A 22180-nucleotide genomic window follows, 5' to 3' on the forward strand; every position below is an offset into this window, starting at 1 on the left:
AGGCTGCGGATCAGGTCCTGATCCCCCCGGATATGGATGGAGTGCGACCGGCGTTCGGCCGGTGTGTAGCGCCCCCAGGAACAGGGGTGGCGTCCCCGGGCGGTCGTGAAGATTTATCACGGCCGTCACGGGACACCGTGGGACATTCTGTGGTGCACACCACAGCAAAAAGCGGACAAGGGACTCCGTACGCCACGAATGCCACCTATCACTTGGTGGGATCGTTATACGGATCTGAGCGTCCGTTGAGCGAACGGAACGGCCCCTTCGGCGCCGCGCGGGAAGGGCCCGGATTTACGGCATCAGCGTCTCGACGAGCGTTTCCTGGAGCGCGCCGAGCCAGAGGTAGGCCATCACCATGGGCTTGCGCGGGTCGGTGTCGGGGAGCCGGTAGAGGGAGCCCTCCTCGCCCTGGTCCTCGTCGGCGACGTCCAGCCGGGTGCCGATGGTCAGGCGCAGGTCGTTGAGGGTGCCGAGCCAGTTGCGGCACTCGTCGCCGGTGAGGGTGAGCACGGCGCCGCCGCTGTCGGGCGAGAGCGCGTCCAGGGTGCGGACGACGGCGAGGGCGTCCTCGCGCTTGCGGGAGCGCAGGTCCATCTCGGTGAAGCGGCGGAACTCGGCGGACAGCTCCCGCAGCTCCTCCTGAGGCTTTCCGCCCTCCGCGGGCAGGTCGGGGCCGCCGTAGGCGTCGGGGAAGAGCCGGGCGAGCGCCGGGTCGGAGGGCGGCTTGCTGGGGCCCTCGGCGAAGAGGGCGGCGAGCGGGTCCTCTCCTTCGGCCGGCTGGTCGCCCGGACCGATCAGTTCGAGCATCTGGACGACGAGGGAGCGCAGGATGGAGATCTCGACCTCGTCGAGCGCGACGGCCGCGCCGCCGCCTGGGGTGGCCTCGAAATGGCCGGCCATGGATTCTCCGATGGTGGGTCGTGCGGGGCAGGGGGACGGGCGAGGTCCCGGAGGCGGCGGGGGCGCGTCCGGGCGGGGCAGGGCCTAGTTGCGGTCCTGGGTGAGGGTGGCCCACAGCCCGTAACCGTGCATGGCCTGGACGTCGCGCTCCATCTCCTCGCGGCTCCCGCTGGAGACGATGGCGCGGCCCTTCTGGTGCACGTCCAGCATGAGCTTGTGGGCCTTGTCCTTCGGATAGCCGAAGTAGGCCTGGAAGACGTAGGTCACGTAGCTCATGAGGTTGACCGGGTCATTGTGGACGAGCGTCACCCACGGGACGTCCGGCTCGGGGACCGCGAAGGTCTCCTCGGCCGGATCAGGACGTTCGATCTCTACGGGGGTAGCAACGCTCACCCGTCCCATGCTGCCACCCGGGCGGGCCCGGCGCATAAACGGACCCCACATCTCGTCACTTTGACGAATAGGGGGTAGCATCCCAGCCATGAACTCAGCGGACCTCGGGCGACGGGTCGGCGTTCCGTCGACCGCGCTCTTCACCGACCAGTACGAGCTGACCATGGTGCAGGCGGCCCTCAAGGCCGGCACCGCCGACCGGCACTCGGTCTTCGAGGCGTTCACCCGCCGGCTGCCCGAGGGGCGGCGCTACGGAGTCGTCGCGGGCACCGGGCGGGTGCTGGACGCGGTGGAGAACTTCCACTTCGACGACGAGATGATCGGCTTCCTGCGCCAGCAGGACATCGTCGACGAGACCACCCTCGAATGGCTGGCCGGCTACCGCTTCAGCGGCGACATCTGGGGCTACGAGGAGGGCGAGGTCTACTTCCCGGGCTCCCCGATCCTGCGGGTGGAGGGCTCCTTCGCCGAGTGCGTGCTGCTGGAGACGGTGATCCTCTCCATCCTCAACCACGACTCCGCCATCGCCGCCGCCGCCTCGCGGATGTCGGCCGCCGCCGGCGGCCGCCGGCTGATCGAGATGGGCGCGCGCCGCACCCACGAGCTGTCCGCGGTCGCCTCGGCCCGCGCCGCGTACGTCGGCGGCTTCGACGCCACCTCCGACCTGGCGGCGGGCTTCCGCTACGCGATCCCGACCGTCGGCACGAGCGCGCACGCCTTCACCCTGCTGCACGACACCGAGCGCGACGCGTTCCGGGCGCAGGTGGACTCGCTGGGCCGGGGCACGACGCTGCTGGTCGACACCTACGACGTGACCGAGGCGGTCCGGGCGGCCGTCGAGATCGCGGGGCCCGAGCTGGGCGCCGTACGGATCGACTCCGGGGACCTGCTGCTGGTCGCGCACCGGGTGCGCCAGCAGCTGGACGAGCTGGGGGCGACGGGCACGAAGATCGTGGTGACCTCGGACCTGGACGAGTACGCGATCGCCTCACTGGCCGCCGCGCCGGTGGACGCGTACGGGGTCGGCACCCAGCTGGTCACCGGGAGCGGGCACCCCACCTGCTCGATGGTCTACAAACTGGTCGCCCGCGCCGGCTCGGCGGAGCCGGACGCTCCGCTGGTCCCGGTGGCGAAGAAGTCGCTCGGCGCGAAGTCGTCGAGGGGCGGTCGCAAGTGGGCCGTGCGCCGGACCGACGAGCACGGGGTCGCCGAGGCCGAGGTGATCGGCACCGGACCCGCGTCCGACCGGCCGGCCGGACGGCAGCTGCTGGTGGAGCTGGTGCGGGGCGGCGAGGTGGTCGCGCGCGAGCCGCTGGAGGCCGCCCGGGAGCGGCACGTGGCCGCACGCTCGGGGCTGCCGATGTCGGCGAGCCAGCTGTCGCGGGGCGAGCCGGTGATCCCGACCGAGTACGTCTGAGAACGCCCCCGGGGCCGCCCCGCGAGGCGGCCCCGGGAGGCCCGGACCGGCCGGGTCCGGGCCGGCGGTTTCGCGGACGGGCTTGATTGTGACGTTCCAGTGCCTAGGCTCGAACCCTCGGACCCACCCGGGGCGCCCCGGTATCCCCCTCCCGCTCCGGCCCCGCCCCCGCTCCATCCGCTCCCGCCCCCATCGAAGGACACCCGCCATGCACCGCGCATTGATCGTCGTGGACGTTCAGAACGACTTCTGCGAGGGCGGCAGCCTCGCGGTGGCGGGCGGTGCCGACGTCGCCGCCGCCATCACCGACCTGATCGGGGACGCCCAGCCCGGCTACCGCCATGTGGTGGCCACCCGCGACCACCACATCGACCCGGGCGACCACTTCTCGCCCAGCCCCGACTTCGTGCACTCCTGGCCGGTGCACTGTGTCGCCGGCACCGAGGGCGTCGGCTTCCACCCGAACTTCGCGCCGGCCGTGGCCTCGGGCGCGATCGACACGGTGTTCGACAAGGGCGCCTACTCGGCCGCGTACAGCGGGTTCGAGGGCTCCGACGAGAACGGCACCGGCCTCGCCCGGTGGCTGCGCGACCGCGAGGTGACCGAGGTCGACGTGGTCGGCATCGCCACCGACCACTGTGTGCGGGCCACCGCCCTGGACGCGGCCCGTGAGGGCTTCGTCACGCAGGTGCTGCTCGACCTGACCGCGGGCGTCTCCGGAGCGACCACCGAACGGGCCCTGGCGGAGCTGCGCACGGCGGGCGTGAAGCTCTCCGGCACGCCGGTCGTCGCGCCGTAACCCGCTCCGCCCGGCCCGGTCGCGCCCTACGCGGCCGGTCGGGCCGGTCCCGCGTACCCGGCGGGGCCCAGCAGCGCCCTGATCGGGTGCCACAGCTCCTGGCACGACTGGGGAGCGATGCCCCCGGGCCGTCCGGGCGGTTCCGCCTGCGGAGCGGCCCGCCACAGCAGGCCGTCCGGATGGTGCAGCACCGCCGTGACCTCGTCCGGCGTGGGCGGCCGGTCGTTGCCGCGCAGGTACACCGCCCGCAGCCCCAGATTGCGCAGCCTGGTCAGGGCGCGCGCCCGGTTCACCGCGTGCACCAGCACCCGTACCGGGGCTCCGGGCCCGGCTCCCGTACCGCCGCAGGAATCCGTGCCGTCGGCCGGTCTGGTCAGGGTCAGTGCGACCACTACCGTGCCGTTCGGCAACCTGCAGAAACCTCCGCCTGCCATACTCCGCGCTCCCCCGTGAGACGTCGTGTCAATAAGGATCTGAACAAGACGCACCTAAACACGATCGGCCGCCGCCCGCTAGGGGGCGACGGCCGATCACGCTGTGACCTGCGGTTTTACTTGATCAGCGGCCCGAGGGGCTGACCAGCAGGCTCATCGTCGAGCCGTTGAGGGGCTCGTGAACGATGGAGATGCGGGTGTTGGTGTCAGAAACCTTGACACTGCCCGTGGGGTTCTCCTCGTACCAGTAGGTGCCCTTGCGGTCGTCGAAGACCGGGTTGCCCAGCGCGGGCTTGATCTTCAGCGGGACGTCCGCGTTGTGGAGCGTGAAGCCCTTGTTCGGGTACCAGCTGAACGGCGCGTCGAACGGCTGGATCTTGTTGCGCAGGAGCGAGCCGTCCTTCCACTTGAGCGGCTTGGCGTGCGCGTCGATCGGCAGGATCAGACCCTGGCCCGGGTGGACGGAGGTGTTGTTGTCCTTCTGGGAGGTGTCCCAGAGCCAGACCAGCAGACCGTTCTGGTACGCGTAGTGCTCGACCCAGTCCGGACGCGTGCCGGAGAAGCCGAAGTTGTACGGGCCGACCTTCAGGGTCTCGTCGTACGACACGTACTGGCGGTTCTCCGCGATGTAGTACTGCGGGTAGTCCTGGGTGAAGGACTCGCCGATCCGCGAGAAGCCCTTCGCGGTCCAGCCGTTGTCGTCGCCCTCGGCGTTGTCCGAGAAGAGCGCGGCGCCGTCGGCCGTGACGGTGATCTCGTCGGCCGCGAAGCCCTTGCCGCCCGCGCCGCCGTCCGTCTGGTAGCGGAAGCGGAGGTCGACCTTCTTGCCCGCGTAGGCGTCCAGGGAGAAGGAGAGCTTCTTGTAGTCGCCCGAGACGTCGGTCAGGGCCGGCTTGTCACTGGCGTCGCGCGGGATGGCCTTGCCGTCGGCGGTGCCGTCGAGCGCGGTCCAGCTGGTGCCGCCGTTGTCGGACACCTCGGTGTAGAGGTAGTCGTAGTCGGCCTCGATGTCGTACCAGCCCGAAAGGTCCAGCGTGGCCTTGGACTTGCCGGTCAGGTCGACCGAGCGGGTCAGGGTGTTCGACAGGTCGTCGCCCATGTCGCTCCACCACTGCTTCGAGCCCTCGGCGGGCTTGACGACCGTGGTGGTGACGGCCTTCTCCGGCAGCTCGACGACGAGCGCCTGCGGGTCCTTGGTGTTGTACTCCGAGACGCCCAGCTTGTGCAGCGAGGTCTTGCCCGCCTTGGCCGTGTCGTAGTCGAGCCAGCCCAGCTGGAGCTTGTCCCACGAGGTCATGTCGCCCGGCAGGTTGCCGATCTCGCCCTTGCCGGTGCCGAGCCAGGAGCCCGCCGACATCAGGGACCAGAAACCGACCGAGTTCTCGCCGCCGCCGGAGGTGTCGTACAGGTCCGGCAGACCGAGGTCGTGGGCGTACTCGTGGGCGAAGACGCCCAGTCCGCCGTTCTCGGGCTGGGCGGTGTAGTCGCCGACCCAGATGCCCGTGTCGCCGATCTGGGCGCCACCGGCCTTGTTGCCCTCGGGACCGGTCGCACCGGCGTTGGTGCCGTACGCGTACCAGCGGTGCGCCCAGATGGCGTTCTCGCCCTCGGCGCCGCCGCCGGCCGACTCGTCCTCACCGGCGTGGACCAGCTGGAAGTGGTCGATGTAGCCGTCGGGCTCGTTGAAGTTGCCGTCGCCGTCGAAGTCGTAACGGTCCCACGCGTCGTACTCGGCCAGGTTCGCCTTGATCTCCGCGTCGGTGCGGCCCTTGGCCTTCTGGTCGGCGGCCCAGGCGTTCACGCCGTCGCGCACCGCGTCCCACACGTTGGCGCAGTTGGACTGGCCGCAGTAGTTGGAGCCGTAGCGGGCCTCGTTGGCCGGGACCTTGACCCAGTCGGAGACCTCTCCCTCGACCGAGTAGCGGCCCGAGGAGGTCTTCTCGTAGTAGGTCTTGAGCGAGTTGACGCCCTTGCCCTCGCCGAAGTAGAGCTCCTGGAAGTGCTCCTGGTTGTAGTCGTCCTTCCAGGCGGTGCTGTTGTCCTTCTTCGGGTCCGGCTTGGCGATCTTGTTGTGCGCCGGGCCCGGGGTGCCGCCGAACTTCTTGACCGGCGGCTTGGGGCCGTCGCCGTCCGGGTCGAACATGGTGGTGTCGTCGACCTCGTCGCCGAACTCCAGCAGGATGGTGAAGATCTTGTCGGTCTTCTCCCGGCCCAGCTCCACGTACTTCTTGTCGCCGAGCTTGACGACCTTGGAGCCGCTCCGGTTCGCCACCTTCTTGTCCCCGGACAGCACCTGCTCCAGCGCGGCCTCGCGCTGGGCGGCCTGCTGCTCGCTGAAGGGGCCCTCCAGGTTGTGCTCCACGTGCCCCTTGGCCGGCGCCGGGTCACGGCGGTCGACGGTGGAGACACCAGAACCTGATGTGCTGTCATGCGCCTGGGCGGTGGCGAAGGTCGACGCCGTCGCAGCGGTCGCAGCCATGGCCACGACAACAGCAGCGGCGCGAAGCGCCCGTCTCTGATTGGTCACTTGATGCAGTCCTCCCCGGGCGTCCGCGCTGCGGCCAGGGGGGTATGAAGCGGGCCGCGCGCGTAAACGCGTCACAAGTGACGACATTCGATCGGAGTTATGAGAGAAAAGACAGACCTTGACTTGAACAGACCAAGTGCACTATGCGGAGCACTCTTCCGGTATGCGGACGGTAAGGGAACGGTAAAAGAACAGCGAAAGTCCGGACCAGGCTCGTCGACCCGCGTCAACCGGCGCGCCCCACTGTCCGGTTGGTGAGAGGCGTGACTCAGTGCGCCCCCCGTGCACCGGTACCGTGGGTTAGGTCACGCTTACTACCGGTCCGGGTCGGGCATCCACCGTCGTAGGGTCGTTCGGCGCCCACGACCGTGCCGGCCGCCCCGCCCATCCGACGTCCCGAGGACGGAATCCGTCATGCCGCGTCCGACTGCCGCACAGTTCGCCTACGGTTCGGCCACCGTCGTCGCCACGACGCTCGCCCTGCTGCTGCTGTTCCGCACGGAGTCCGGCGTCGGCGTGGCCGCCGTCGGCGCGACCGCACTGGCCCTCGGCCTCCTGGTGGCCCTGCGCCTGCCGCTGCCCGGCCACCGGCCGGCCGGCGGGACGGCGGCCTCCCACGCCGCCGCCCGCACCCACCACGCCCTGGAGGGCATCGGGGCACGGGAGCGGGTTCCGGCGGGCCGTTCGTCCGCGCGAGCGGACGAACACTCGCTGCGCCGCTGAGGGCTGTCCCGCAAGCCCGCTAACGGGCGGACACGACGACCGTCTTGGCCGCTTTGTCCTGCAATCCCTGCCGATAGGGCTTGTCGGTGAACATCAGCACGATGTTGATCAGCCACCACAGGCAGGGGCAGCAGAGCAGTGCCGGGGCCCACAGCACGACGGCCCGCATCAGCGCGGCCCCGGTGTCGGGCACCCGCCCGTCGTTGAGCATCGCGACGCGCAGCTTCAGCAGCCGCTTGCCCAGCGTGCGGCCGTCCTTGTGGGTGAAGTACGTGTCGTAGGCGACGTAGACCACCAGGCCGATGAGCGACCACAGCAGCTGGTGCCCGCTGTACCCGTTGCTGACCGCGTCGCCGAACCCGTCGTCGCCGTCCCCGTTCACGTCGACCGCGCCGCCCCAGGGCAGCGAGATCAGATACAGCGGGATCGAGATGATGAGGAAGTCGATGAGGCGCGCCAGGATCCGCTTCCCCGGCTCGGCGAGCGGCGGCATCCCGGCCAGCGGATCGGGCGCCCCGAAGCCTGCGCCGCTGCCGTACGGATCGTTCGGCGGCGGCGGAGGCGGCGGCGGAGGCGGCGCACTGCCGTACGGCTGACCCTCGGACGGCGGCGAGGGCTCCTGCGGCTTCTTGAGGAACGGATCGTCGTCCTCGGGCGGCTGGCCGGGCGTCGGCTGGTCGTTGCTCATGGGGGCAGTGCATCCCGCGCCACCGGGGCCCGCAACGGCTCAGGTACGTTCGGGGGAAGCGGAGCGGCATACGAGTTGGAACGGGCCCCTCGCCCCTCGCCCGGCCCCGCGTCCGGGCCGTCCGGCGGCCCGCTCAGCCGGCGACGAAGGTGCGGGCGGCCTTGTCGTGCCAGCACTGACGCCAGGGTCGGTCGATCAGGCACCAGAGGACATTGGCCACGCCGATGACGAGCAGCCCCAGCACGCCGTAGACGAGCCAGCGGCGCAGGGCCGCGCCCACGGTCGGCGCGTCGTGGGACTCGATGTCCCGTACGTCGAGCCCGAAGAGCTTCTTACCCAGCGTCCGGCCCCACTTGGCCGTCGGCAGCGCCTCCAGGAGGAAGCCGAGGAGGAGGAACGCGGCGAGCAGCGCCCCCAGCAGCGCCCCGGTGGTGGAGTCCAGCAGCCAGACGGTGACGGTCTCCCCCGTCTCCTTCGCCGCGGTGATCTTCCGGTCGATGTGGTCGAGCGCCCGGGTGGCCAGCGGGACCGCCGCCGCCCCGACGACCGCGCCGAGCACGAGACTGTCGACCAGCCGGGCGGCGAACCGCTTGCCGAGCCCGGCGGGCCGGGCCGAGGCCTGGTTGCGGGCCAGTTGCTGGAAGGGGTCGTCGACCGGCGGCTTCCAGGGCACGACGGGCTGGTCGGTCCCCGGCCCCTGGTCCGCAAACTGTTGCTGCTGTTGCTGTTGTTGCTGCGGTTCGGGCTGGGCCAGTTGGTGGACCTGCTGCGCCCAGGAGGCCGAGCCGCCGCCGGGTCCCGGCGTCAGGGGCGTGTGCAGGGCCGCCGGGGGGACGGGGGCGGGAGCGGGGGCCGGGACCGGCGCGGGAGCCGGTGGCGGCGCCTGCTGCGGCTGCTGGGCCTGCTGCGGCTGCGCTTGCGCGGGGAGGACCCGGGGCGTCGGGGCCGGGGCGAGGCTGTGCTGCGCCGCGGGCACGTTCTGCGGCCCCTGCGGCGTACCGGCGTTCGCCGGTGCCGGGTTCGCCGGTGCCGGGTTCGGCTGTACGGCATCGGGCTGTCCGGCACGGGGCTGCGGGGCGCTCCCCCGTACCGCGTTCGGCCGTGGTCCCACCGCGCGGATCGTGACCGTCCCGTCGGTCGGCGGGAGCGCCCCGGCCTCCTCCGCGGACCGGCCGCCGCCGTCCCGCATCCCCGGCAGCGCGCCACCGGTGGGGTCCTGGGCCAGGGGCGCCCGCGGGTCGGCCACCGGCGCGGGCTGCCCGGTGGGCTCCGGCCCGCCCCAGGCGACCCGGCGGTCCTGTTCGCCGCCGAAGCCGCTCTGGCGTGCCGTGTCCGCCTGCCAGACGGACGCGGCCCCCGCGTGGTCCGCGGCGGGTGCGCCGGGGCCGGCCGGGGTACCCCGGCCGGCCCCGGGCCCCTCCTCCTCGTCGAAGAAGATCGGGCCGGTCTCCTCCACCGGCGCGGTCTGCGCACCGGCGGCGGGGGCCGCTCCCGAAGCCGCGGCCGGGCCCGTCTGCCGGGGCGCGGGCCTGCTCGTGCCGGGGACCCAGGACGCACCGTTCCAGTACCGGACGTAGCCGGGGATGGAGGGGTCGGGGTAGTAGCCCTCGCGGGGGCTTTCGTCACCGGGTGCCGGAGTTGGCGCGCTCATCAGCGGATCCCGTATCTCTTCGAGGCCTCAGGCCGTCCCCGCGGTGCGGGCGGACGGCCTCAATACAAGGGTCCACATCTATCAGACAGCCGCCCGCCCCCGGGCCGGTCCTCCGGTTTGGAACCACTTCGGGGACGGCACGAAGTTTTTTGGAGAAGTCGCGTAATAGGTGGCAGGGAGGGCGCTCTCTCCTTGTGCGGGACGGTCACGGGACCGGCCCACGAGCACCGGAAGGTCGTGCATTCTCATGATGAGCATCGTGGAACGTGAGCTGGAGCTGAAGCTGGTTCTGTCGCCGGAGCGGTCCATCCCCGTACCCGCCCGGCTGACGTATCGCACCGACGACCCGTACGCCGTGCACATCGCCTTCCACATCGGCTCCGAGTCGCCCGTGCACTGGACGTTCGCCCGGGAGCTGCTGGTGGAGGGCGTGTTCCGGCCGTGCGGGCACGGGGACGTACGGATCTGGCCGACGAAGGTCGAGAACCGCAGCGTCATCTGCGTGGCCCTCACCTCCCCCGACGGCAACGCCCTGCTGGAGGTCCCGTCGGCCGCCGTGGCCGCCTGGGTGGAGCGGACCCTGCGGGTGGTGCCGCCGGGCACCGAGAGCGACCGGCTCGGCCTCGACGAGGCCCTGGCGGAGCTGCTGGCCCCGCTGCCGGCGGACGACCTGTGGCTGAGCGACCCGTGGGCGGCGGACGAGTCGCCCTCCCAGGACGGCGAGGCGTGAGAGCCGGCGGCACAGACGGGAGGAGGAGGGATCAGAAGAGTTTGCCGGGGTTGAGGAGACCGAGCGGGTCGAAGGCGGCCTTGATGCCGCGCTGCAGTTCGATGCCGGTCTCCCCCAGTTCCCGGGCCAGCCACTCCTTCTTCAGCACGCCGACGCCGTGTTCGCCGGTGATGGTTCCGCCCAGGTCGAGGCCGAGCGCCATGATCGCGTCGAAGGACTCGCGGGCCCGGCGGGACTCGTCGGGGTCGTGGTGGTCGAAGCAGACGACGGGGTGGGTGTTGCCGTCGCCCGCGTGGGCGCAGACGCCGATGGTGAGGTCGTACTCCTCGGCGATGGCCGCCGTGCCCGCGAGCATCGCGCCGAGCTGTGAGCGCGGTACGCAGACGTCGTCGATCATCGTCGCGGACTTGACGGTCTCCAGGGCGGTGAGCGACATGCGGCGGGCCTGGAGCAGGAGTTCGGACTCGGCGGGATCGTCGGCGGGGACCACTTCGGTGGCTCCCGCTTCGGTGCAGAGCGCTCCGACGGCGGCGAGGTCGGGCAGCGGGTCGGGGGTGTCGAAGGCGCAGAGGAGCAGGGCCTCGGTGGTCTCGGGCAGGCCCATGGAGGCCAGCGCGTTGACGGCACGCACGGTCGTACGGTCCATCAGTTCGAGGAGTGACGGCGTGTGACCGCGCTCCATGATCCGGCACACAGCGTCACAGGCGGCGGCTGCCGAGGGGAACTCGGCGGCGAGGACGAGCTGCTGGGGCGGCTGCGGTTTGAGCGCCAGGACGGCCTTGACGACGATCCCGAGGCTGCCCTCGGAGCCGACGAAGAGCCGGGTCAGGTCGTATCCGGCGACGCCCTTGGCGGTGCGGCGGCCGGTGGTCAGCAGCCGTCCGTCGGCGAGGACGACCTCCAGGCCCAGGACGTACTCGGCGGTGACCCCGTACTTCACGCAGCACAGGCCGCCGGACGCGGTGCCGATGTTGCCGCCGATGGTGCACGTCTCCCAGCTGGAGGGGTCCGGCGGGTAGTACAGACCGTGTTCGTTCACCGCGCGTGACAGCACCGCGTTGACGACGCCCGGTTCGACGACGGCGATCCGGTCGACCGGGCTGATCTCCAGGATCCGGTCCATCTTCACCAGGGACAGCACGATGCAGCCGTCCGAGGCGTTGGCCGCGCCGGACAGGCCGGTACGGGCGCCCTGCGGGACGACCGGGACGCGCAGCGCGGTGGCGGTCCGCATGACGTGCTGGACCTGCTCGACCGTACGGGGGAGCGCGACGACGGCCGGGGTGCCGGCCTCGCAGAAGCTCGCCATGTCGTGGGCGTAGGACGCGGTGACGTCCGGATCGGTGATCAGCGCCTCGGGGGGCAGTCCCGCGCGCAGCCGTTCGAGGAGATCGCTCATGATCCGAGCCTGACACCCGGGGCCAATGGTGTGAACCCGTAGGCGGCAGCGATCCCAAGGCGCGGTGTGCTCGTATGACTGACGCAGAGTGATGGCCATGGATGTCATGCCGCAGCAGGATCCGGAGTCCCGCCAGCCGCCCGAGCCGTCCCCGCAGGACCCTTACGTGCTGCCCGCCGAAGGCGCCACCGCCGTGCCCCTGCCGCCGCCCACCGTGCGGACGACGTTGCGCCGTGCCGCGTTCGGGGCGGTGGCGGCGGGGGTCCTGCTGGCCGGCGCCCTGGTGGCGGTGCCCGGCGGGGAGGACGACGGGCCGAAGGAGCCGGGTCCGGTCGAGCGGGCCGAGGCGGCGACGACCGCGGGCTCCCCCGCCTCGCTCTCGGACCTCACCGCACTGATCGGGGACCGGCAGAAGTGGGTGGAGTCCCACCCGAAGGACGCCCCGTCCCTGGCGACGCTCGGCACGGCGTACGTGGAGTGGGCGCGGCGGTCGGCGGACACGGCGTACTACGCCCGCGCCGAACAGGCCCTGAAGCGCTCGCTGGACGCGCAGCCGGGCGAGCGCGGCAACGGGGAGGCGTGGGTGGGCCTGGCGGCCCTGGCCAACGCGCGGCACGACTTCCTCGCGGCGAAGCGGTGGGGCGAGACCGTGAAGGCGCAGCAGCCCAAGACCTGGAGCGTCTACCCGGTCCTCATCGACGCGTACACCGGCCTCGGCGACCAGAAGGCGGCGACCGCGGCGACGGAGAGGTTCGGCGAGCTGCGCAAGGGCGTTCCGGCGCTGGCCCGGACCGCCGAGCTCTACCGGGGCCAGGGCTGGCGCGAGGACGCGCTGGCCACCGCCCGGGAGGCGGCCGACCTGGCGACCCAGCCCGCCGAGAAGGCCGAGGCGCTGCACCGGCTGGGCGAGCTGGCCTGGGAGCGGGGCGAACCGCAGGAGGCGGTGGCCCAGTTCGACGCGGCGCTGCGCACGGACGCCGGTCACCACGCCTCGCTGGCGGGCCGGGCCCGCGCCCTGGTGGCGCTGGACCGCGCCGAGGAGGCGTCGGCCGCCTACCAGAGCGCGCTCGAGCAGCTCCCGCGCCCGGAGTACGCCCTGGAGCTGGGCGAGCTGTACGAGTCGCTGGGGCTGGACGGGGACGCCCGCACCCAGTACGCGGAACTGCGGAGGATGGTGGCGGAGGCGAAGCGGGCCGGGGGCGACGAGTCGCTGCTGCTGGCCCGCTTCGAGGCCGACCACGGGGACCCGGACACGGCGGTGGAGCTGCTGCGCGGCCAGTGGCGCGAGCAGCACCGCAGTGCGGCGGTGGCGGACGCGCTGGGCTGGGCGCTGCACCGGGCGGGCAAGTCGAAGGAGGGCCTCGGATACGCGGAGCGGGCCGTCGGCACGGGCGTGCGGAACGCCTCGTACGCGTACCACCTGGGCGTGATCCAGCGGGAGCTGGCGGACTACGGTCCGGCGCGCCGCCATCTGGAGGAGGCCCTGCGCACCAACCCGGCCTTCTCGCCGCTCGCCGCGCCGCTGGCCCAGGAGGCCCTGGACGCGCTCGGCGAACCGCCGCCGGGCGGGCCGGGGGACATGGAGCCGCCGCCGCCCCCGCCGGCCCCCGAGCCGAAGCCGAAGCAGGAGACGAAGCCCGAGCAGGAGACGAAGCCCGAGGCTCCGGCGCCCTCGAAGTCGGCTCCGGCCCCGTCGAAGTCCCCGGCCGCCCCGTCGAAGGCCGCTGCGAGCGGACCGGCCGAGGCGTCGAAGAGTCCCTGACCGGCCGCCGTGCACGAGTGGGCCGCCGCGGTCCGGGGTACTGCCCCGGACCGCGGCGGCGTTCTGCGGGAGGAAGGCGGGTCGGCCGGCCGCGGGTCAGAGGTTGCCGCGCTTCTCCTGCTCGCGCTCGATCGCCTCGAACAGGGCCTTGAAGTTGCCCTTGCCGAAGCCCATCGAGCCGTGGCGCTCGATCATCTCGAAGAAGACCGTCGGCCGGTCCTGGACCGGCTTGGTGAAGATCTGCAGCAGGTAGCCGTCCTCGTCGCGGTCGACCAGGATCTTCAGCTCGCGCAGGGTCTCGACCGGCACCCGGGTCTCGCCGGCCCACTCGCCGAGGGTGTCGTAGTACGAGTCGGGGGTGTTGAGGAACTGCACGCCGGCGGCGCGCATCGCGCGGACCGAGGCGACGATGTCGTTCGTGGCGAGCGCGATGTGCTGGACGCCCGCGCCGCCGTAGAACTCCAGGTACTCGTCGATCTGCGACTTCTTCTTCGCGATGGCCGGCTCGTTGATCGGGAACTTGACCTTGAGCGTGCCGTCGGCGACGACCTTCGACATCAGGGCGGAGTACTCGGTGGCGATGTCGTCGCCCACGAACTCCTTCATGTTGGTGAAGCCCATGACCTGGTTGTAGAAGCCGACCCACTCGTTCATCCGGCCGAGCTCGACGTTGCCGACGCAGTGGTCGATCGCCTGGAAGGTGCGCTTGGCGAGCGGCTCGACGATCGGCTCGGCGGCCGTGAAGCCGGGGAGGTAGGGCCCGTCGTAGCCGGAGCGCTCCACCAGGGTGTGGCGGGTCTTGCCGTACGTGGCGATGGCGGCGAGGACGACGGTGCCGTGCTCGTCCTTGACCTCGTGCGGCTCGGTGATGCCGCGCGCGCCGTGCTCGACGGCGTACGCGTACGCGGCACGGGCGTCCGGGACCTCGATCGCGAGGTCGACGACGCCGTCGCCGTGTGCGGCGACATGGTCGGAGAGGAAGGTGCCCCACTCGGTGGACGGCTTGATCACGGAGGTGAGGACGAAGCGGGCGGCGCCGTTGGTGAGAACGTAACTCGCGGTCTCGCGGCTGCCGTTCTCCGGTCCGGAGTAGGCCACGAGCTTCATGCCGAAGGCGGTCGAGTAGTAGTGCGCGGCCTGCTTGGCGTTGCCCACGGCGAAGACGACCGCGTCCATTCCCTTGACCGGGAAGGGGTCGGCCTGCCGGGCGGTTTCGGGGCTGGTGTGCAGAGTCTCAGTCATGTTCGAAGGCTCTCCCCACATCGCAAGGTGCGCAATAGTTCGCGCATTCACTGGTCAATGTGCTCAGTCGATCGCCATGATGGCCGGACTATCTGTACAGGGTGACCATCGAAGGTGGAGTCATGACGATCGATCATCTGGACGGGCGGCTCATCGTGCTCCTGGCGCGTGAACCGCGTATCGGCGTCCTCGAGGCGTCCCGGCGGCTCGGGGTGGCGCGCGGCACCGTGCAGGCGCGACTGGACCGCCTTCAGTCGAATGGCGTCATCCGGGGGTTCGGCCCCGACGTGGATCCGGCGGCGCTCGGCTATCCGGTCACCGCGTTCGCCACGCTGGAGATCAAGCAGGGCCAAGGGGCCGACGTACGGGCCCATTTGGGCGGCGTCCCGGAAGTCCTGGAGCTGCACACCACCACCGGGCACGGCGACATGTTCTGCCGCCTGGTGGCCCGTTCCAACGCGGACCTTCAGCGGGTGATCGACCGGGTTGTCGGATTTGATGGCATTGTCCGGGCCTCCACGGCGATCGTCATGGAGAACCCGGTTCCGCTGCGGATCATCCCGCTGGTGGAACAGGCGGCCGAGGACACCGACCGACCCGAGGGCCCGGGACTTTACTGAGCCGAAGGAGTGCCGTGTGAGCTTCTGGGAGTATCTGAGCACCCGCCACCAGCAGCTCCTCACCGACGCGTTCCAGCACGTCAGCGCGGTCTTCCAGTGCATGGTCATCGCCACCGTGCTGGGCGTGGTCATCGGGGTGGTGAGCTATCGCAGCGGCTGGGGCGGCTCGCTGGCCATCACCTCCACGGCGACGATCCTCACCATCCCCTCCCTCGCCGCGATCGGTCTGCTGATCCCGCTGGTCGGCCTCGGCGTCGCGCCGACCGTGATCACCCTGACCCTGTACGGGCTGCTGCCGATCGTCCGGAACTCCATCGTCGGGCTGCGGGGCGTCGATCCGTCCCTGGTCGACGCGGCGACGGGGATCGGGATGTCGCGGCTGGCGCGGCTGTGCCGGGTGGAGCTGCCGCTCGCCTGGCCGCCGATCCTGACCGGGATCCGGGTCTCCACCCAGATGCTGATGGGCATCGCCGCCATCGCCGCGTACGCCTCCGGGCCCGGCCTCGGCAACGAGATCTTCCGGGGCATCGCCTCGCTGGGCAGCGCCAACGCGATCAACCAGGTCCTCGCGGGCACGCTCGGCATCGTCGTCCTCGCCCTGCTCTTCGACGCCGCGTACGTCCTGCTGGGACGGCTGACCATCCCGAGGGGGATCCGTGCCTGAGACGACCGACACCGGAACCGACCACACCGGCGGCACGGCCGGCGGGCGCTCGGCCTCCGGGGCCACCATCCAGCTGGAGAGCCTCACCAAGAGCTACCCGGGCAATCCGAACCCGGCCGTCGAGAACGTGTCGATGGAGATCAGGGCGGGCGAGACGGTGATCTTCGTCGGGCCGTCCGGCTGCGGGAAGTCCACCACCCTGAAGATGATCAACCGGCTGATCGAGCCGACCTCGGGCCGGATCCGGATCGACGACGAGGACGTCACCGACATCGACCCGGTGAAGCTGCGCCGCAAGATCGGGTACGCGATCCAGTCCTCCGGCCTCTTCCCGCACATGACGGTCGCGGACAACATCGCCCTGGTCCCGAAGATGGTCGGCTGGTCCAAGTCCCGGGTGAAGGACCGGGTCGAGGAGATGCTCGACCTGGTGGGCCTGGACCCGCGCGAGTTCCACGGCCGCTATCCGCGCCAGCTCTCCGGCGGGCAGCAGCAGCGCGTGGGCGTGGCGCGGGCGCTGGCCGCCGATCCGCCGGTGCTGCTGATGGACGAGCCGTTCGGGGCGGTCGACCCGATCACCCGCGACCACCTCCAGGACGAGCTGATCCGGCTCCAGCACGAGCTGCACAAGACGATCGTGTTCGTCACCCACGACTTCGACGAGGCGATCAAGCTGGGCGACCGGATCGCGGTGCTGCGGGAGCGCTCGCACATCGCCCAGTTCGACACCCCCGAGGCCATCCTCACCAACCCGACGGACGACTTCGTCTCCGGATTCGTCGGCGCGGGCGCGGCCCTCAAGCGCCTCAACCTCACCCGCGTACGCGATGTGGGCATCGCCGACTTCCCGACGGTCACGGTCGAGGACCCACTCCAGTCGATCTTCAACAAGCTGCGCAGCGGCCCGCACAACGAGCTGCTGATGCTGGACCGCCAGAACCGCCCGTACAAGTGGCTGCGGCGCGGCGACCTGATGCGGGCGCGCGGTTCGCTGGCGCGGGCCGGGCAGTTGGTGCACGACACGGTGACCCGGGACGCCACGCTGCACGACGCGCTGGAGGCGGTGCTGACGGACAGCGGGGGCCGGGTGGCGGTGACCGGGCGGCGCGGCGAGTTCATCGGGGTCGTCGACATGAAGACGCTGATGGACAACGTGCAGGAGCTGCTGGAGGCCGACCGGCTGACCGCGATGGAGCACCAGCACGAGCTGGAGGAGCTGCGCGTCCACCAGACCGAGCAGGAGCTGGAGGGGGGTGGGGGCGGCCGATGAGTCCCAGCCATCCGGCCCGCTCCGGGAAGGAGCCGTCGCCGACCCGGCCGCCGGGCGAGCACGACGTCAAGGGCCACGCGTTCCACGACGAGGAGAGCGACCCCTCCCCCGCCCCGGCCACGCCGGAGCGCCGGTTCACCTGGCGCAAGCTGGTGGTCCTGCCGGTGGTGCTGGTGGTCGTCCTGGTGGTCACCTATGTGTGGATCACCAACATCCACCTGGACTCGATCGCGGAGAACTCGCTGTCCGGCGGCAATGTGCAGCTGCGCTGGTGGCAGCATGTGCGGCTGACGGCGATCTCCACGTTCTGGGTGCTGATCATCGCCATCCCGCTCGGCATCGCCCTGACCCGGCGGCGGCTGCGGAAGGCGGCCCCGGCGTTCACGGCGCTGGCCAACATCGGGCAGGCGACCCCGGCGATCGGTCTGCTGGCCCTGCTGGTGATCTGGCTGGGCATCGGCCCGCGGACCGCGATCATCGGCATCGTGATCTACGCGGTGCTGCCGGTGCTCTCCAACACGGTGGCGGGGCTGCGGGCGATCGAGCCGAACATGATCGAGGCGGCGCGCGGGATGGGGATGTCCGGCCGGGGCGTCCTGATGAAGGTCGAGCTGCCGCTCGCGGTGCCGCTGATCCTGGCCGGGGTGCGTACGGCACTGGTCCTGAACGTCGGCACGGCGACGCTGGCGACGTTCGGCGGGGGCGGCGGGCTCGGCGACCTGATCACCTCGGGGATCCAGACGCAGCGGATGCCGGTGCTGATCATCGGCTCGGTGCTGACGGTGGTGCTGGCCCTGCTGGTGGACTGGCTGGCCTCGCTGGCCGAACTGGCGCTGACGCCGCGCGGGCTGGAGGAGCGCTGATGGCGACGTACGGTATCCGGGTCCTGGCGGCCGCGTCCTTGGTGCTGCTGGTGGGCGGCTGCGGGCTCAAGAGCGGTTCGCCGATGGTGGACGACGTGTCGCCGGGGTCGGTCGGGCAGGGCGAGCCGCTCAAGGGCGCGACGCTGACGGTGACCTCGAAGAACTTCAGCGAGAACATCATCCTGGGCCAGATGACCGGCCTGGTGTTCAAGGCGGCCGGGGCGGAGGTGCTGGACCGGACGAACCTGCCGGGCTCGATCAGCGCGCGCGAGGCCATCATCAACGGCGACGCCGACGCGCAGTGGGACTACACCGGCACCGGCTGGATCACCTTCCTCGGCCACGCGGACCCGATCGTCGACCCGCAGAAGCAGTACGAGGCGGTACGCGACGAGGACCGGGGCAACGGGGTGGTCTGGCTGCCGCCGGCCCCGCTAGACAACACGTACGCGCTGGCCATCAGCAAGAAGAACAACGCGAAGTACCGGCTGAAGACCCTCTCGGACGTGGCCGCGCTGGCGAAGAAGGATCCGGGCGCGGTGACGATCTGCGTGGAGAACGAGTTCGCCTCGCGCGACGACGGGCTGCCCGGGATGGAGAAGCGGTACGGGATGAAGATCCCGGCGGGCAACATCCAGAAGATGGACGCCGGAATCATCTACACCCAGGTCTCCGGGTCCAGCTCCTGCCTGCTGGGCGAGGTGTTCACCACCGACGGGCGCATCAAGGCCATGGACCTGGACGTCCTGGCGGACGACAAGAACTTCTTCCCCAACTACAACGCCTCCCCGGTCATCCACGAGGCCACCTTCGAGAAGTACCCGGTGATCGCGGAGCTGCTGGACCCGCTCGCGAAGAAGCTGACGACCGAGGTCGCGCAGTCGCTGAACGCCAAGGTGGACGTGGACGGCGAGGACCCGCACGAGGTGGCGAAGGACTGGCTGGTGGCGGAGGGGTTCATCGAGGAGGGCTGAGTTACAAAGAGTCGTTGCAAACAGATCCTTGCAAAAAAGGCTTGCAAAGGCTTCTTTGCATCTCTATCTTCGAGTCATGGCAGAGAACGAGGACGTCCGTCCCTACCGCTACGACGGCTCCGACCGGAAGATCCACAACGTCGACGCCCGCACCTTGCGAGCCATCGCGCACCCCCTCCGGCTGCGACTGCTGAAGGCGCTGCGCGGCTTCGGCCCCGCCACCGCCTCCAAGCTCGGCGAGCGGCTGGGCGAGTCCAGCGGCGCGACCAGCTACCACCTGCGCCAGCTGGCCGAGTCCGGCCTGGTCGAGGACGCCCCGGAGCTGGGCAAGGGCCGCGAACGCTGGTGGCGGGCGACCCACGACGGCTCGACCATCGAGAGCTCCGAGTTCCGGACGCACGCCGACCCGGAGGTGCGCGGAGCCATCGACTTCCTCCTCCACGAGACGGCCACCAGCCACGCCCAGGAGCTGAACACCTGGCTGGGCACGATGGACGACTGGTCACCGGAGTGGCAGCGGAGCTGGGACCTGAGCGACTTCACGATCCGCCTCACCCCGGAGCTGGCCCTGGAGCTGGCCCAGAAGGCCCAGGAGCTCGTGGAGAGCTATCGGGGCCGCGTCCCCGACGACACCGAGGGCTCGGCCGTCGTACGGACCCACCTGCACACCTTCCCGCACCCCTCCGAATGAGCGCCGCGCCGCCGACAGCCCTTCAGCCGAGAGGAATCGTTATGCACGCCGACGTACACCACCTCCTGCACGCCTTCCACGCGGCCGAACTCCACGACGGGGCAACGGCGTTCCGCCTCCCCCGCACCAGCCTGCGCACCCGGGTCGGCTGGACCCTGGTCGAGGTCGGCCTCCGGCTGACACAGAGCCGGACCGCGTCCGCGACCGCCGCGCCCCCGACCGGCGCGTTCCGCACCGCATAGCCATCGATGGACCGGGGGGAGACAGAACCATGGGGCACCGCACCCCGCTCGCCGCCACGCTCGCGGCCAACTCCATCTCCACAGCAGGCACATCACTGACCCTGATCGGCGTCCCCTGGTTCGTCCTGGAGACCACCGGCAGCGCGGGCCGGGCCGGGCTCGTCGCCTTCTGCGCCACCCTGCCGATCGTCGTCGCCGCACTGATCGGCGGACCGGTCATCGACCGGATCGGCCGCCGCCGGGTCGCCGTCGCGTCCGACGCCGTATGCGCGTCGGCCATCGCCGCGATCCCGCTGCTGCACTTCGCCGACGCCCTCGACTTCTGGATGCTGTGCGCGCTGATGGCGCTCAACGGGTTCGCCCACACCCCGGGCAACACCGCGCGCTACGTCCTGATCCCGGACCTGGCCGAGCACGCCGGCACCACGCTCCCCCGGGCCGCCAGCCTCTTCGACGCGGTCTCGCGCGGGGCCCGGATGGTCGGTGCGGCGCTCGCCGGGGTCCTCATCGCCTTCGTCGGCGCGGAGACGGTGCTGCTCCTGGACGCGGCGACGTTCGGGCTGTCCGCCCTGCTGATCGCCGCGGGCGTACGGGGCGTGCCCGCGGCCGAGCCGCGGAAGGCCCAGGCCCCGGTCTCGCTGCGCACCTACGGCTCCGAACTCCGCGAGGGATACACCCACTTGCTGGGCAACCGGCTGCTGCTGGCGGTCGTGATCATGGTGATGTTCATGAACGGCACCGACCAGGGCTGGTACGCCGTCCTGCTCCCGGTGCACGCCGAGGCGGAGCTGGGCGGCGCGACCGCCATCGGGCTGCTCACCGCGCTGTTCGGGGCGGGCGGGCTGACGGGGGCGCTGCTGTACGGGGCGGTGGGGCACCGCTTCCCGCGCCGGGCGGTGTTCACGGTGTGCGTGATCCTGTGCGGCGCGCCGCGGTTCCTGGTCGCCGCGGTGACCGGGACGACGCTTCCGCTCGCGGTGACGATGCTGCTCGGCGGGATCGCGGGCGGCGTGCTGAACCCGATCCTGACGACGGTCGTCTACGAGCGGGTGCCCGACCGGCTGCGCAGCCGGGTCGCCGGGGCCCTGACGGCGGGCTGTGAGTTCGCGATGCCGCTGGGCGGGCTCGCGGCCGGGCTGCTGGTGGAGGGCGCGGGGGCGACGGGGGCGCTGCTGGCGATGGGCGGGATCTACTTCCTGGCCACGCTGAGCCCGCTGGTGTTCCCGTCCTGGCGGACGCTGGACGACGCGCCGGTGGCGGGGGCCGCGGATTGCCCGGAGCCCTCCGTGGAGCCGCAGGTCAGCAGCTCGGCACCGTCCCGCCCGTCGCCAGGGCCTTGAGCGAGCCGACCGCGTCCTTCAGCGTGCCGACGGGCACGATCCGCAGCCCGTCCGGCCGCTCGGCCTCCGCTTCCCGGCACTCGGCCTTCGGGACGAGGAAGACGCTCGCCCCGTCGCGGTGGGCGGCCTGGGTCTTCATCGACACCCCGCCGACCGCGCCGACCTCGCCGTCCGCGCTGATCGTCCCCGTACCGGCGATGGTGCGGCCGCCGGTGAGGTCGCCGCCGGAGCCGTCGCCGTCGAGCTTGTCGATGATGCCGAGGGAGAGGAAGAGCCCGGCGCTCGGGCCGCCGATGTCGCCGAGGTCGACCTCGACCCGCATCGAACCGGGCTCGCGGTCCAGGTAGTTCAGGGCGGCGTCGACGGCGACGTTCTGCGACTGCTTCATGTCGTCGAGGTTGTGCCGCTCGATCTCCTTCTCGGAGCCGCCGGTGGGGTACACGGAGTCGCGCGGCATGACCGCCCGGTCGGCCCGGAACCAGCCGTCGATCACGTCGCCGATGCGGACGTCCGCCTTCGGCCCGGTGGCGAGGATCGTCGTCATCCTCAGCTGCCCGTCGGTGGGCCGGGTCCCGGTGCCGGTGATGGTGATCACCGGCCGCCCGTCGTCCTTGCCGAGCACGTCCGCGGTCATCCCGGGCCGCGCCAGGGTGAACGGCAGCGGCGCGAGGGCCGCCGTGCCGAACAGGGCGAGGACGGGCAGCGCGCAGAGGGCGAGGACGCGGGGGCGCGTGAGACGAGTGAGCACCCACCCAATCTAGCCGCCGCCCCCGAACGGGAACGCGCCAGGCGTACGCCGCGCTCGCCGCCTCCGCGAGCGCGACCCCCGGCACGCTTCCGTCCCGCCA

The 22180-nt window shown here is 71.4% G+C and carries 22 protein-coding genes; 13 read left to right on the forward strand and 9 right to left on the reverse strand.

The annotated features are described in order from the left end of the window. Window positions 1-294: 294 nt before the first annotated feature. Both ACH4UK_RS06330 and clpS read right to left on the reverse strand, forming a co-directional pair. Window positions 295-903: a DUF2017 domain-containing protein gene (locus ACH4UK_RS06330; RefSeq protein ID WP_398354805.1), complete on the reverse strand. Its 609-nt coding sequence runs from the start codon at window positions 901-903 to the stop codon at window positions 295-297. An 84-nt stretch (window positions 904-987) separates the two neighbouring features. Next, a complete protein-coding gene (gene clpS, locus ACH4UK_RS06335; protein WP_398354806.1) occupies window positions 988-1305 on the reverse strand; it encodes an ATP-dependent Clp protease adapter ClpS in 318 nt (105 codons plus the stop codon). A 79-nt stretch (window positions 1306-1384) separates the two neighbouring features. Here clpS and ACH4UK_RS06340 point away from each other — a divergent pair, with 79 nt between their 5' ends. Together ACH4UK_RS06340 and ACH4UK_RS06345 are read left to right on the forward strand one after the other, a co-directional pair. After that, the gene (locus tag ACH4UK_RS06340; RefSeq protein WP_398354807.1) at window positions 1385-2713 is read left to right on the forward strand and encodes a nicotinate phosphoribosyltransferase; all 1329 of its coding nucleotides are present in this window, start codon (window positions 1385-1387) and stop codon (window positions 2711-2713) included. 208 nt (window positions 2714-2921) lie between these two features. Next, window positions 2922-3512, forward strand: coding sequence for an isochorismatase family protein (locus ACH4UK_RS06345; protein WP_398354808.1), 591 nt, complete (start codon window positions 2922-2924; stop codon window positions 3510-3512). Window positions 3513-3538: 26 nt separating this feature from the next. Here the strand turns inward: ACH4UK_RS06345 and ACH4UK_RS06350 are convergent, their stop codons facing one another. Together ACH4UK_RS06350 and ACH4UK_RS06355 are read right to left on the reverse strand one after the other, a co-directional pair. Then, window positions 3539-3946, reverse strand: a complete 408-nt coding sequence (locus tag ACH4UK_RS06350; protein WP_398354809.1) for a hypothetical protein — start codon at window positions 3944-3946, stop codon at window positions 3539-3541. 124 nt (window positions 3947-4070) lie between these two features. Continuing rightward, window positions 4071-6473: an immune inhibitor A domain-containing protein gene (locus ACH4UK_RS06355; RefSeq protein WP_398354810.1), complete on the reverse strand. Its 2403-nt coding sequence runs from the start codon at window positions 6471-6473 to the stop codon at window positions 4071-4073. Between the two features lie 414 nt (window positions 6474-6887). Between ACH4UK_RS06355 and ACH4UK_RS06360 the strand changes: the two genes are divergently transcribed. Beyond that, on the forward strand, window positions 6888-7196 hold the full coding sequence (locus tag ACH4UK_RS06360) for a hypothetical protein (RefSeq protein ID WP_398354811.1): 309 nt from the start codon (window positions 6888-6890) through the stop codon (window positions 7194-7196). 19 nt (window positions 7197-7215) lie between these two features. Here the strand turns inward: ACH4UK_RS06360 and ACH4UK_RS06365 are convergent, their stop codons facing one another. Together ACH4UK_RS06365 and ACH4UK_RS06370 are read right to left on the reverse strand one after the other, a co-directional pair. Further along, window positions 7216-7884 carry an RDD family protein gene (locus ACH4UK_RS06365; protein WP_398354812.1) on the reverse strand — a complete coding sequence of 223 codons (669 nt, stop codon included), beginning with the start codon at window positions 7882-7884 and terminating at the stop codon, window positions 7216-7218. Window positions 7885-8017: 133 nt separating this feature from the next. Then, window positions 8018-9535 carry an RDD family protein gene (locus ACH4UK_RS06370; RefSeq protein WP_398354813.1) on the reverse strand — a complete coding sequence of 506 codons (1518 nt, stop codon included), beginning with the start codon at window positions 9533-9535 and terminating at the stop codon, window positions 8018-8020. A 247-nt stretch (window positions 9536-9782) separates the two neighbouring features. Here ACH4UK_RS06370 and ACH4UK_RS06375 point away from each other — a divergent pair, with 247 nt between their 5' ends. Then, the gene (locus ACH4UK_RS06375; protein ID WP_398354814.1) at window positions 9783-10265 is read left to right on the forward strand and encodes an SsgA family sporulation/cell division regulator; all 483 of its coding nucleotides are present in this window, start codon (window positions 9783-9785) and stop codon (window positions 10263-10265) included. A 31-nt stretch (window positions 10266-10296) separates the two neighbouring features. Here the strand turns inward: ACH4UK_RS06375 and ACH4UK_RS06380 are convergent, their stop codons facing one another. Next, the gene (locus ACH4UK_RS06380) at window positions 10297-11664 is read right to left on the reverse strand and encodes an FAD-binding oxidoreductase (protein ID WP_398354815.1); all 1368 of its coding nucleotides are present in this window, start codon (window positions 11662-11664) and stop codon (window positions 10297-10299) included. Between the two features lie 97 nt (window positions 11665-11761). Here ACH4UK_RS06380 and ACH4UK_RS06385 point away from each other — a divergent pair, with 97 nt between their 5' ends. Beyond that, window positions 11762-13426: a tetratricopeptide repeat protein gene (locus ACH4UK_RS06385; protein WP_398354816.1), complete on the forward strand. Its 1665-nt coding sequence runs from the start codon at window positions 11762-11764 to the stop codon at window positions 13424-13426. A gap of 96 nt (window positions 13427-13522) precedes the next feature. Here the strand turns inward: ACH4UK_RS06385 and hppD are convergent, their stop codons facing one another. Further along, window positions 13523-14668, reverse strand: coding sequence for a 4-hydroxyphenylpyruvate dioxygenase (gene hppD, locus ACH4UK_RS06390; protein WP_398354817.1), 1146 nt, complete (start codon window positions 14666-14668; stop codon window positions 13523-13525). A gap of 122 nt (window positions 14669-14790) precedes the next feature. Between hppD and ACH4UK_RS06395 the strand changes: the two genes are divergently transcribed. From ACH4UK_RS06395 to ACH4UK_RS06430, 8 genes are all read left to right on the forward strand, one after another. After that, the gene (locus ACH4UK_RS06395; protein ID WP_398354818.1) at window positions 14791-15288 is read left to right on the forward strand and encodes an Lrp/AsnC family transcriptional regulator; all 498 of its coding nucleotides are present in this window, start codon (window positions 14791-14793) and stop codon (window positions 15286-15288) included. A 16-nt stretch (window positions 15289-15304) separates the two neighbouring features. After that, window positions 15305-15952 carry an ABC transporter permease gene (locus ACH4UK_RS06400; RefSeq protein WP_073800989.1) on the forward strand — a complete coding sequence of 216 codons (648 nt, stop codon included), beginning with the start codon at window positions 15305-15307 and terminating at the stop codon, window positions 15950-15952. Beyond that, on the forward strand, window positions 15945-17222 hold the full coding sequence (locus ACH4UK_RS06405; protein WP_398354819.1) for a betaine/proline/choline family ABC transporter ATP-binding protein: 1278 nt from the start codon (window positions 15945-15947) through the stop codon (window positions 17220-17222). The genes ACH4UK_RS06400 and ACH4UK_RS06405 overlap by 8 nt, the downstream gene beginning before the upstream one ends. Then, entirely contained in the window at window positions 17219-18085 is an 867-nt protein-coding gene (locus tag ACH4UK_RS06410; protein ID WP_398354820.1) for an ABC transporter permease, read from the forward strand. Before ACH4UK_RS06405 ends, ACH4UK_RS06410 begins: the two co-directional genes overlap by 4 nt. Further along, window positions 18085-19059: a glycine betaine ABC transporter substrate-binding protein gene (locus tag ACH4UK_RS06415; protein ID WP_398354821.1), complete on the forward strand. Its 975-nt coding sequence runs from the start codon at window positions 18085-18087 to the stop codon at window positions 19057-19059. The genes ACH4UK_RS06410 and ACH4UK_RS06415 overlap by 1 nt, the downstream gene beginning before the upstream one ends. A 76-nt stretch (window positions 19060-19135) precedes the next feature. After that, window positions 19136-19750, forward strand: coding sequence for a helix-turn-helix domain-containing protein (locus ACH4UK_RS06420; RefSeq protein WP_398354822.1), 615 nt, complete (start codon window positions 19136-19138; stop codon window positions 19748-19750). Window positions 19751-19791: 41 nt separating this feature from the next. After that, window positions 19792-19992, forward strand: a complete 201-nt coding sequence (locus ACH4UK_RS06425; protein ID WP_398354823.1) for a hypothetical protein — start codon at window positions 19792-19794, stop codon at window positions 19990-19992. A gap of 29 nt (window positions 19993-20021) precedes the next feature. After that, entirely contained in the window at window positions 20022-21332 is a 1311-nt protein-coding gene (locus ACH4UK_RS06430) for an MFS transporter (protein ID WP_398354824.1), read from the forward strand. On the opposite strand, the gene ACH4UK_RS06435 is transcribed toward ACH4UK_RS06430, so the two are convergent. Beyond that, the gene (locus ACH4UK_RS06435) at window positions 21292-22080 is read right to left on the reverse strand and encodes a S16 family serine protease (protein WP_398354825.1); all 789 of its coding nucleotides are present in this window, start codon (window positions 22078-22080) and stop codon (window positions 21292-21294) included. The two genes, ACH4UK_RS06430 and ACH4UK_RS06435, sit on opposite strands and share 41 nt — an antisense overlap. Window positions 22081-22180: the final 100 nt, after the last annotated feature.

Origin of the sequence: Streptomyces sp. NPDC020884 (assembly GCF_044333935.1) — a bacterium.
In the GTDB taxonomy this organism is placed as follows: Bacteria; Actinomycetota; Actinomycetes; order Streptomycetales; family Streptomycetaceae; genus Streptomyces.